At 72.8% G+C, this 10,818-nt stretch carries 11 protein-coding genes; 2 read left to right on the top strand and 9 right to left on the bottom strand.

The window, feature by feature from the left end:
- Window positions 1-197 precede the first annotated feature (197 nt).
- The 4 genes from AAH991_RS39170 to AAH991_RS39155 form a co-directional block, all read right to left on the bottom strand.
- Window positions 198-1,124: a MerR family transcriptional regulator gene (locus tag AAH991_RS39170; protein WP_346231023.1), complete on the bottom strand. Its 927-nt coding sequence runs from the start codon at window positions 1,122-1,124 to the stop codon at window positions 198-200.
- Window positions 1,125-1,165: 41 nt separating this feature from the next.
- Window positions 1,166-2,131: a pirin family protein gene (locus AAH991_RS39165; RefSeq protein ID WP_346231022.1), complete on the bottom strand. Its 966-nt coding sequence runs from the start codon at window positions 2,129-2,131 to the stop codon at window positions 1,166-1,168.
- Between the two features lie 74 nt (window positions 2,132-2,205).
- Window positions 2,206-2,916, bottom strand: coding sequence for a Mut7-C RNAse domain-containing protein (locus AAH991_RS39160; protein WP_346231021.1), 711 nt, complete (start codon window positions 2,914-2,916; stop codon window positions 2,206-2,208).
- Between the two features lie 27 nt (window positions 2,917-2,943).
- Window positions 2,944-3,405 carry a MarR family transcriptional regulator gene (locus AAH991_RS39155; protein WP_346231020.1) on the bottom strand — a complete coding sequence of 154 codons (462 nt, stop codon included), beginning with the start codon at window positions 3,403-3,405 and terminating at the stop codon, window positions 2,944-2,946.
- Window positions 3,406-3,466: 61 nt separating this feature from the next.
- Here AAH991_RS39155 and AAH991_RS39150 point away from each other — a divergent pair, with 61 nt between their 5' ends.
- The gene (locus AAH991_RS39150; protein ID WP_346231019.1) at window positions 3,467-4,330 is read left to right on the top strand and encodes an alpha/beta fold hydrolase; all 864 of its coding nucleotides are present in this window, start codon (window positions 3,467-3,469) and stop codon (window positions 4,328-4,330) included.
- Between the two features lies 1 nt (window position 4,331).
- Here AAH991_RS39150 and AAH991_RS39145 read toward each other — a convergent pair whose 3' ends face one another.
- Together AAH991_RS39145 and betA are read right to left on the bottom strand one after the other, a co-directional pair.
- Window positions 4,332-5,789, bottom strand: a complete 1,458-nt coding sequence (locus tag AAH991_RS39145; RefSeq protein WP_346231018.1) for an aldehyde dehydrogenase family protein — start codon at window positions 5,787-5,789, stop codon at window positions 4,332-4,334.
- A 1-nt stretch (window position 5,790) separates the two neighbouring features.
- Window positions 5,791-7,425 (bottom strand): choline dehydrogenase, encoded by a 1,635-nt coding sequence (gene betA, locus AAH991_RS39140; protein WP_346231017.1) that lies wholly within the window; start codon window positions 7,423-7,425, stop codon window positions 5,791-5,793.
- Between the two features lie 29 nt (window positions 7,426-7,454).
- Here betA and AAH991_RS39135 point away from each other — a divergent pair, with 29 nt between their 5' ends.
- Window positions 7,455-8,297 (top strand): IclR family transcriptional regulator, encoded by an 843-nt coding sequence (locus AAH991_RS39135; protein WP_346231016.1) that lies wholly within the window; start codon window positions 7,455-7,457, stop codon window positions 8,295-8,297.
- Window positions 8,298-8,321: 24 nt separating this feature from the next.
- Here the strand turns inward: AAH991_RS39135 and AAH991_RS39130 are convergent, their stop codons facing one another.
- The 3 genes from AAH991_RS39130 to AAH991_RS39120 form a co-directional block, all read right to left on the bottom strand.
- Window positions 8,322-9,488, bottom strand: coding sequence for an NAD(P)/FAD-dependent oxidoreductase (locus tag AAH991_RS39130; RefSeq protein ID WP_346231015.1), 1,167 nt, complete (start codon window positions 9,486-9,488; stop codon window positions 8,322-8,324).
- Between the two features lie 16 nt (window positions 9,489-9,504).
- The gene (locus AAH991_RS39125; protein WP_346231014.1) at window positions 9,505-9,852 is read right to left on the bottom strand and encodes a bifunctional 3-phenylpropionate/cinnamic acid dioxygenase ferredoxin subunit; all 348 of its coding nucleotides are present in this window, start codon (window positions 9,850-9,852) and stop codon (window positions 9,505-9,507) included.
- Between the two features lie 322 nt (window positions 9,853-10,174).
- On the bottom strand, window positions 10,175-10,519 hold the full coding sequence (locus AAH991_RS39120) for an SPW repeat domain-containing protein (RefSeq protein WP_346231013.1): 345 nt from the start codon (window positions 10,517-10,519) through the stop codon (window positions 10,175-10,177).
- Between the last annotated feature and the right edge of the window lie 299 nt (window positions 10,520-10,818).

Raw genomic sequence — 10,818 nt, 5'->3', positions numbered from 1 at the left:
TACTCCACGAAGAGGGCTACTTCGGTCTCCTGCCGAGTCTGGAGTACGCCAAATCGGTGACCGCGGGCCGGCGTAGATCGGACGACACCTACCGGCTTCTCCGCGTACTGAAGATCATCAGTTTCCATATGACCAACGGAGAAAACGCCATCCGAGGTTGACGTCCGCTCGCTCCAGCCCTGAGTCCTCGATCGCTGTCAGTCCGGCGTCCGTGTGCGCAGGGCGTCGGCGAACCAGGTGAGGGTGGGGGTGGGGTCGTCGGGGGGCGGCCAGCCGTTGACCACGGCGAGCAGCCGGAGGTACGTCTGGCGGCGCGGGTCGGCGGCGGTCTCCAGCACGGTGAGCAGCCGGAGTCGGAGGGCGGTGTCGTCCGGCGAACCGACGAGGACGGCGTACCGCGCGGTGACGGCGGCGATGATCGCGTCGGCCTGCGGTGAGGCGCTGTCGACACCCGCGGCCAGCGCGGGGGCGACCTGGTCGCGGACGATCGCGACGGCGTCCGGGCGCGGGCCGTCCGCGTTGGCGCGGTCGGCCAGATGCTGCTCGGCGAGCCGCCGCATGAGCGCACCGAACTCCGGGTCGCGGACCAGCTCGGCCAGCTCGATCCAGGCCTCGATCTGCTCGTCCTCCGGGTCGTCCGGCAGTTCGGGGGTCATCGTGCGCCTGATTCCCGCCAGGTCGGCGTCCAGCCCGCCGAAGACGAAGTCGAGGAAGTCGCCGGTCAGCCGCTGTCGCTCGTCCTCGGAAAGCCTGGCCAGTCTGTGCATGAGATTCATCTCCTCGGGGGTCGGACCGCGCCGCGCCACCGCCGTCGCCACCGCGCGCCGCAGGCGCAGCACCCGGATCTGCACCGCCAGGGCCTCGGCGTGCGCCGCCGCGACCTGGGCCAGCGAGAGCTCCCCGTCCACGACCCTCCGGATCGCGGGCAGGCCGATTCCCAGGTCGCGCAGCGTGCGTACGAGGTCGAGGCGGGCGGCGGCGCCGGTGTCGTAGAGGCGGTAGCCGGCCGGGCTGCGGCCGGTGGGCGGCACGATTCCGCAGTCGGAGTAGAACCGCACGGCCTTGACCGTCAGTCCGGTCCGCCGGGCCAGTTCCCCGATCGAGTAGAGCGTGCCGCCGTCCATGCCCCCCACCTTCGCGTCTCCTCCTACGGGAGACTCAACCCTCAGGTGTGGGGGACCCGCTCGGCGGGGATGACGCCGAGGCGCCCCGCCTGGTAGTCCTCCATGGCCTGGATGATCTCGGCGCGGGTGTTCATCACGAACGGGCCGTAGTGCACGACCGGCTCGCGGATCGGCTGTCCGCCGAGCAGCAGCACCTCCAGATCGGGCTCGGCCTGGGGCTGGGCGGTGTCCGCCGCGAGGGTCAGCGACCCGCCGGGGCCGAAGAGGGCGAGCTGCCCCTTGCGCACCGGCCGCCGCTCGGCGCCCACCGTGCCCTGACCGGCCAGGACGTAGGCGAGGGCGTTGAAGTCCGGGTTCCACGGCACGTCCAGCCGGGCGCCCGGGCTGACGGTGGCGTGCACCATCGTGATCGGGGTGAACGTGACACCCGGGCCGGGGTGCCCGTCCAGCTCACCGGCGATCACCCGCAGCAGCGCGCCGCCGTCGGCCGAGGCGAGCAGTGCGGCCTCGCGTCCCCGGATGTCCTGGTAGCGCGGCAGGTGGAACTTGTGCGCGCGGGGGAGGTTGACCCACAGCTGGATGCCGTGGAAGAGCCCGCCCGAGACCACCAGGTGCTCCGGGGGCTTCTCGATGTGCAGCAGGCCGGACCCGGCGGTCATCCACTGGGTGTCGCCGTTGGTGATGGTGCCGCCGCCTCCGTTGGAGTCCTGGTGCTCGAAGACGCCGTCGATGATGTAGGTGACGGTCTCGAAGCCGCGGTGCGGGTGCCACGGGGTGCCCTTCGGCTCACCCGGGGCGTATTCGACCTCGCCCATCTGGTCCATGTGGATGAACGGGTCCAGTAGGGACTGCGGCACGCCGGCGAAGGCGCGCCGTACGGGGAAGCCCTCGCCCTCGAAGCCGCTGGGCGCGGTCGTCACCGACCGGACGGGGCGCGGCCCGGCGACGGCAGGGTCCGGTAGGGCGACGCGCGGCAGTGTCAGGGTGTCGGCGGTGACGGCGGGCATGACCCCTCCTAATTGAAAGTTCAACTTCTGAGGGTCTGGAACCATCCGCCGCCGCCGGGCATTCCCGGCCCGGCTCAGAGTCCCGAGACGGCGTGGAGGGCGCGGTCGACGACGGCAGCCAGGCTGCCGCTGTGGGCGCCGCGCCAGTAGATCCGGCCGCAGGCGAGGCAGCGGGCGAACTCGTCGTAACTGCGCCGCGTGCCGGGCTCCAGCGAGGCCTCCACCTCGGCCTTGCCGACCGGTGCGAGCCCTCCGTTGCAGGCCGTGCACCGGGTCCACGGGGCCAGCGGCGGCTGGAAGCGGTCGAGCACGTCGAGCAGCTGGTCGTCCGGCCTGGCCCCCCGCACGTACGCGCCGTACCGCAGCGACCGCCGCCGCAGGATGCCCCGGTCCTGGGTGAGCAGCACCCGGTCCTCGGCGCCGGCCTGCTCGACGAGGGCGTCGTCGTCCATGTCGTTGCGGTACGCCGTGTCCAGGCCGACCAGGCGCAGCCGCCGCGCCAGCGTGCCCAGGTGGACGTCGAGGACGAACCGGCAGTCCGGCACGGCCTGCGGCCTGCGTACGGCCGGCACCTCCACCACCTCGTCCGGGCCCGGCCGGTACGACGGGCCGACCGGGCGGCCGCCCGTCAGCAGGGTGCCGACCTCCGTCAGCGGAACGCCGGCCGACTCGACCAGGTGGCCGAGCGAGGACGTCCCGTCGTACGGCAGGAGCACCTCGGGCCGCCGGTTACGCGGCGCGAGGAACATCCACAGCTCGGGTGAGAAGCGCGCGGGCACCTGCATGCACTCCAGCATGCCCCCCGCGCCGGCTCATCGGCCCCGCGCCGTCAACGCGTCCAGCGTCGTCCGGAGGAAGAGCCGCACGGCGGCCGTCTGCCGTTCGTCGAAGCCGGACAGCACCGCGACCGCCCCGTCGATGAGCGGGCCGAAGTGACTCCACCCCAGTTCCTTGGCGCACTCCTCGACCTTCAGCAGGACCCGGCGCCGGTCCCTGACGTCACGGACCCGGCTGACCAGGCCGAGCCGTTCGAGGCGGTCGATCACGGCGGTGGTGCCGGCCGAATTCAGGCCCAGGCCCGCGCCGAGGTGACCGGCGGTGGCGCCGGTGCCGGCCCGCTCCGCGTCCAGCAGGCAGATGAGCGCCCGCACGTCGGTGACGTGCATGCCGTGTTCGGCGGCGAAGTCGGCCTGGCGCAGGCCGTACTCCACCGCGACCGCCCGGAGCAGATGGAAGATCTCCATCTCCGGGCCCTCGTGCCCGCGCGTCACCATGAACCTCCTATTATCTCACTCAACGAGATTATCGCTCAGCGAGATACTTTTGGAGGCGGTCATGGAGAGCAGTGACGACGGGTTTCTCGCGGCCTACGACGCCGTCCTGGCGGCGCGCTGGCCCGCCTCCACGGAGTCGGGGGCCGTTTCCACGCCCTACGGCACGACCCACGTCAACTCCGTCGGTCCCGCGGACGCGCCGCCGGTCGTCCTCCTGCACGGCGGCGGGACCACCTCGACCGTCTGGTTCGCCACGGCGACGGCGCTCGGCGGGGCATACCGGGTGCACGCGGTCGACACCGTCGGCGACGCGGGCCGCAGCGTCGCGGGCGGGCGCGCGATCCGTACGGTGGACGACCAGATGGCCTGGCTCGACGCCGTGCTCGACGGGCTCGGCGCCTCGGCGGTGTCCCTCTGCGGCCACTCCTACGGGGCGTGGAGCGCGCTGCACTACGCGGCGCACGCACCCGGCCGGGTGCGTGCGCTGGTGCTGGTCGACCCCACCAACTGCTTCACCGGCTTCTCCCCCCGCTACCTGCTGCGGGCCCTGCCGATGCTGCTGCGCCCGACCGTACGGCGGCGCCGCGCGTTCCTCGACTGGGAGACCGGGGGCGCGGCCCTGGACGAGACGTGGCTGCGCCTCTACGACCGCGCCGCCGATTTCCCCACCGCCCGCCCCCGGACCGGGCCGCGTCCCGCCCCGGAGGCGCTTCGGACACTGCGGCTCCCGGTGCTGCTCCTCCTGGCCGGGCGCGGCAGAGCGCACGACGCCGGCCGGGTGGCCGCCTCCGCCGCGGCGCTGCTGCCCCGGCTGGAGACGGCCCTGCTGCCCGGGGCCACCCACCACACCCTGCCCCTCGCGGCGCCGCCCGAGATGGACGCGCGCATCGGTGAGTTCCTCGCCGCACACGGGCGGGACGACTGACTCAGGGACGGAACCAGTGCTGGGGACGGGGATCGGTGTTCTGCCAGATGTGCTTGATCTCGCGGTACTCGTTCAGGCCGGTCGGGCCGAGCTCCCGCCCGACGCCGGACTGCTTGAACCCGCCCCACTCGGCCTGCGGCACATAGGGGTGGTAGTCGTTGATCCATACCGTGCCGTGCCGCAACCGGGCGGCCACCCGCTGCGCCCTGCCCGCGTCCGCCGTCCACACCGCCCCGGCGAGGCCGTAGTCGGTGTCGTTGCCCAGCGCGACGGCCTCGTCCTCGCCGGAGAACCGCTCCACCGTCAGCACCGGGCCGAACGACTCCTCGCGGACCACCCGCATGCCGCGGTGGCACTCGTCCAGCACGGTCGGCCGGTAGAAGTAGCCCTTCCCCTCCACCCGGCGGCCGCCGCAGCGCAGCTTCGCTCCCTCGGCGACGCCCGCCTCGACGTACGCCTCCACCTTGGCCAGATGCGCGGCGGAGACGAGCGGCCCGGTCTCGGCCTCGGGGTCGAACGGCCCGCCCAGCCTGATGCGCTCGGCCCGCCGTACGACCTCGTCGACGAACGCGTCGTGGATGGAGTCCTCCACGAGCAGCCGGGCGCCGGCCGAGCAGACCTGGCCCGAATGCAGGAAGACGGCCGTCAGCGCGAAGTCGACGGCGGTGTCGAAGTCGGCGTCGGCGAACACGATGTTGGGGTTCTTGCCGCCCAGCTCCAGGGCGACGCGCTTGACCGTCCGCGCGGCGGTGGCCATGATCCACCGTCCGGTCGACAACCCACCGGTGAACGACACCAGGTCGACGTCCGGGTGCTCGGCCAGCGGCGCGCCCGCCTCCGCGCCGGCCCCGAGCACCAGGTTGCCGACGCCCGGCGGCAGCCCCGCCTCCTCCAGCAGCCGCATGAGCAGGATCGCCGTGGACGGGGTCAGCTCGCTCGGCTTGAGCACGAAGGTGTTCCCGGCCGCCAGCGCGGGGGCGACCTTCCAGGAGGTCTGCAGCAACGGGTAGTTCCACGGCGTGATGAGCCCGCACACGCCGACCGGCTCGTAGACCACCCGGCTGACCGCGTCGGCGCGGCCGGTGTCGATCACCCGCCCGGCGTCGGTGCCCGCGATCCCGCCGAAGTAGCGGAAGCACGCGATCACGTCGTCGACGTCGTACTCGCTCTCCACCAGGCGTTTGCCGGTGTCCAGCGACTCCGCCCGCGCGATCTCGGCCTTGTCGCGCTCCAGCAGACCGGCCACCCGCAGCAGCAGCGCGCCGCGCTCGCGCTCGGGCGTGCGCGGCCACGGGCCCTCGTCGAAGGCCCGCCGGGCCGCCGCGATCGCCGCCTCCGTGTCGGCGCGGGTGGCCTCCGCCACGGTGGCCACGTGCTCCTCGTCGGCCGGGCAGCGGATCTCCCGCCGGCCGCCCTCGGCGGCGTCGCGCCACTGCCCGCCGATGTACAGGTCCTTCATCTCAGGCGTCCTTACGGTGCCGGTAGAACTCCACCGGCTCGGGGGCCAGGGGAGTGTTCCCGAGGATCAGGTCGGCCGCCTTCTCCGCGACCATCATCACCGGGGCGTAGATGTTGCCGTTCGTGACGTACGGCATGACCGAGGCGTCGACGACGCGCAGGCCCTCCAGGCCGTGCACCCCCATGGTCAGCGGGTCGACCACGGACATCTCGTCCACGCCCATCTTGGCCGTGCAGGAGGGGTGCAGGGCGGTCTCGCCGTCCCTGGCCACCCAGTCGAGGATCTGCTCGTCGGTCTCGACCTCCCGGCCGGGGGACAGCTCGCCGCCGTTGAACGGGTCCAGCGCGGACTGGTTGAGGATGTCGCGGGCCACGCGTACGGCCTCGACCCACTCGCGGCGGTCCTGCTCGGTGGACAGGTAGTTGAACCGCAGCGCGGGCTTCACCCGGGGGTCGGCACTCTTGATCTTCACAGAGCCGCGGGCGTCGGAGTACATCGGCCCGATGTGCACCTGGTAGCCGTGCCCCCCGGCCGGCGCGCTGCCGTCGTAGCGCACGGCGACGGGCAGGAAGTGGAACATCAGGTTGGGGTAGTCGACGTCCTCGTTGCCGCGGACGAAGCCGCCGGCCTCGAAGTGGTTGGTCGCGCCGGGGCCCTTGCGCAGGAACAGCCACTGCGCGCCGACCATCGGCCGGTTGATCCACTTCATCGCGGGCTGCATCGAGACCGGCTGCTTGCAGGCGTACTGGATGTAGACCTCCAGGTGGTCCTGGAGGTTCTGGCCGACGCCGGGCAGGTCGTGGACCACGTCGACGCCGTGCGCCTTCAGGTGGTCGGCGTCGCCCACGCCGGACAGCTGCAGGAGCTGCGGCGAGTTGATGGCGCCGCCGCAGAGGATGACCTCTCCCGCCCGCACCCGCTTGCCGTCGAACTCCACGCCGACCGCGCGCTTGCCCTCGAACAGGATCTTCGTGACGAACGCCCCGGTCTTCACCGTGAGGTTCGGCCGCTTCATCACCGGGTGGAGGTAGGCCCGGGCGGCCGACAGGCGACGCCCGCGCCGCACGTTGCGGTCGAACGGCGCGAAGCCCTCCTGGCGGTAGCCGTTCACGTCGTCGGTCAGCGGGTAGCCCGCCTGCTGCACGGCCTCGAAGAACGCCTTGAACAGCGGGTTCCTGGCCGGTCCGCGCTCCAGCACCAGCGGCCCGTCGTGGCCGCGCATGGGGTCGGCGTCGTTGGCCGCCAGGCAGTTCTCCATCCGCTTGAAGTACGGCAGGCAGTGCGCGAAGTCCCAGGTCTCCATGCCCGGGTCGGCGCCCCAGCGCTCGTAGTCCAGCGGGTTGCCGCGCTGGAAGATCATGCCGTTGATGCTGCTCGACCCGCCGAGCACCTTGCCCCGGGCGTGGTAGATCCGCCGGCCGTGCATGTGCGGCTCGGGTTCCGACTCGTACTTCCAGTCGTAGAAGCGGCTGCCGATGGGGAACATCAGCGCGGCCGGCATGTGGATGAACACGTCCCACAGGTAGTCGGGACGGCCCGCCTCCAGCACGAGGACGCGGTTGGAGGGGTCGGCCGACAGCCGGTTCGCGAGCGCGCTCCCCGCTGATCCACCACCGACGATGACAAAGTCATACATGTCCGCCTCCCGGGCAGGATGATATTGATATGCGCAATAGAGTGCAGCATTCGCAACGTCATGGGTCGGACCCCGAGCCCGCGGGGACCGACGAGGCCGCCGCGCGGTCCGAGGGGAGCGGCGGCGTCCAGTCGGTGGACCGGGCCGTGACGATCCTGGAGATCCTCTCCCAGCGCGGCGAGGCCGGCGTGAGCGAGGTCGCCGCGGAGATCGGCGTCCACAAGTCCACCGCGTTCCGGCTGCTCGGCGCCCTGGAGGCGCGCGGGCTGGCGGAGCAGGCGGAGGACCGCGGCAAGTACCGCCTCGGTTTCGGCGTCGTCCGGCTCGCCGCCGGGGTGGCCGCGCGGCTCGACCTCGTCCAGCAGAGCCGGCCGGTGTGCCGGCGGCTCGCGGAGGAGATCGGCGAGACCGTCAACATCGCCGTCGCGCGGTCCCACTACGCCATCAACCTCGACCAGGTGCGCGGCCCGGCGGCCGTGACCGCGCACAACTGGGTCGGCCAGCCCACCCCTCTGCACGCCACGTCGAGCGGCAAGATCCTGCTCGCCCACCTCGACGAGCGGCACCGCGAGCGGCTCATCGCCGCGGCCGGGCTGGAGCGCTTCACGCCCGCGACGGTGATAGACGCCGACGAGCTGCGGCGGCAGCTCGGCGAGGCGGTGCGGCGGGGCTACGCGGTCACCGTGGAGGAGTACGAGATCGGGCTGAACGCCATCGCCGCGCCCATCCGCTCCCACGAGGGCGAGGTGGTGGCCGCGGTCAGCGCCTCCGGCCCCGCCTACCGGTTCAGCGAGGAGCGCATGCGGGAGCTCGCGCCCGTGCTCGTGGCGGGCGCCGACGACATCAGTCACCGTCTCGGCCACGCGGGATGACGCGGGCATGGGACGCGCCGGCGCTCATCGCGCTCCGGCGGGCTCGTTCACGCGGCGGCGCCACCGGGTGAACGAGCGGGGCTGGTCGACGCCGAGCACCGCGACCGTGCGGCCCTCCCGCCGGTAGACGGCCAGGAAGCGGCGGGACGCGAGGTCGCCCTCCTCCACGCTCACCTCGTCTCCCGGCAGCGTGTGCCCGGCGAACTGCACGCGCAGGCCGTACTGGTCGGACCACAGGTAGGGCGGCGCGAGAGCGTCGGGCACGGCGGCGCCGCCGGACAGCAGCGTCCGGACGGCCGTCGCGGGACGCCGCGCCGCGCCGGTCCAGTGCTCCACGCGTAGATGAGTGCCGAGAGCGGGGTCGAACCAGGCGGCGCAGTCGCCGACCGCGACGACTCCCGGCACGCTCGTCGCGCCGCCCGCGTCGCAGAGAACGCCGTCGCCGACCTTCACCCCGCTGCCGTCGAGCCAGTCGACCGCCGGCCGCGCGCCGATGCCGGCGAGCACCACGTCGGCGTCCAGGCGGCGCCCGTCCTCCAGCAGCACTCCGTCGACGCGGCCCTCGCCGGTCAGGCCGCGTACGGCGGCGCCGCAGATCAGGCGCACCCCGTGGTCCTCGTGCAGCCCGGCGAGCGCGGTGCCCATCTCGGGCCCGAGCGCGCGGGCGAACGGCGCGGGCGCCGCCTCGACGATCGTCACGTCGAGCCCGAGCGTGCGGGCGACGCAGGCCACCTCGGCGCCGATGAAGCCCGCCCCGATCACCACGAGCCGCCGCGCGCCGTCGAGATCGGCCCGCAGGGCCGAGGCGTCCTCGATCGTGCGCAGCGTGTGCACTCCGGCGAGCTCGCCTCCGAGGGTGCGGGCGACCGCGCCGGTGGCGATCACCACGCCGTCGGCCTCGACGGCGGAGCCGTCGGCGAGCGCGATCCGCAGCGGCCCGCCCTGTTCCAGCCCGGTCGCGGCGACGCCCAGGCGCCACTCGGCGTCGAGGTCCTCGCCGTCGCCCTCCAGGGCGAGGTCCGTCGTCGTCATCCGGCCCGCGAGGAACTCCTTGGACAGCGGGGGCCGGTCGTAGGGGCGGTGGGGCTCGGCCCCGACGATCGTCAGGCGTCCGCCGAAGCCCTGGGCGCGCAGCGCGCGGGCGGCCGACAGCCCCGCGAGCGACGCGCCGACGATAGCGACGGAATTCACGGCACCCTCACGCGTCTCAGGCCGACCCGGTACGGACGCCGGGCGGGAGGTTGGGCGGCAGGTCCGACGGCACGACGTAGACGGTCTCGTCCCGGACCACCACCTGGTGGGTGCGCACCGGCAGCTTCGCGGGAGGAGCGTCCACCTGACCCGTGCGCAGGTCGAAGCGCGACGCGTGCAGGGGGCACTCCACCTCGCACCCTTCCAGCCACCCGTCCGCGAGCGAGGCGTCCTGGTGTGTACAGGTGTCGTCCACCGCGTACAGTTCACCGTCCTCGGTGTGGAAAACGGCGATCGGGGGATCTGTCTCGATTCGAAGGGCCTCGCCCCGGGGCAGGGCGGCGAGGGGGCACGCAGGAATCATTGCGGAGGTCCCAGTTTCGTAAAGTGGAACAGGAAGCGCTATGCGCAACAGACTGAGTGGAGTTCGCGCCAAAGTCAAGGGGCGACATATCCCTTGAAGGGTGATAAGCGCGACTCTGATGTCCGGCTGCTCCGTACCAGGTGAGGACCTGCGCGAAGGCGCCCGTGTGAAGGCGCCCGTGTGAAGGCGCCCGTGTGAAGGCGCCCGTAGAAGACGTACGGCCCCGCCGCCGGTCGCGGGAGGGCGACGGGCGACGGGGCCGGGCGAGGAGCGGGGCATCGGGGCCGGACCGGGGGTCCGGCCGGGGAGGGGACCGGTGGGGTCAGGTGGTGACGGTCGTGCGGCCGCGCACCTGCAGGACGGTGAGCAGGCCGACGACGACGGTGACGGCGCCCGTGATCCAGGCGGTCCACGCCGAGGCGGTGTCACCGTCGAAGCCGAACGCCCAGGGGGAGACGAACAGCAGGGCGCCGAACGCGGCGGTCACCCAGGAGCTGGCGCCGCCCGCGCCCAGGACGGACCACAGGGCGGAGACGACGAGCAGGGCGCCGAGGACGAGCAGCGGCTGCGCGGCGGCCTGGGCGTCGGCCCAGAAGAACGGCGCGAGCACCGCGACCAGCCCGGCGACGAGGGCGACGATGTCGGACAACGATCTCGTGAGATCCATCCGTGCCTCCGTACGGGGGAGAGGTGACCTATTCCCCGACGGTGTGCCTGATTGACCGCCCGGTCAACAATCCGCTACGTCAGGATTTCCTAACCCTGCGTCACCTTGTCCCTGTCGCCGGTTCAGGACTGGTTGAACAGCGAAAGGGTCAGGGTGGAGTGGTATTCGCCGGCGGCGACGTCGACGGGGGTGCGCAGGGCCAGGTCGGCGTTGACCTGCGAGGTGCCGATCTCGTCGGCGGAGTCGGCGGTCGAGACCAGCAGCTCCTGGCCCTCCAGACCCACCTGGGGGGCTCCGGA

Origin of the sequence: Microbispora sp. ZYX-F-249 (assembly GCF_039649665.1) — a bacterium.
GTDB classification, from domain to species: Bacteria; Actinomycetota; Actinomycetes; order Streptosporangiales; family Streptosporangiaceae; genus Microbispora; species Microbispora maris.
This window is presented reverse-complemented; position numbering and strand designations above follow the sequence as displayed.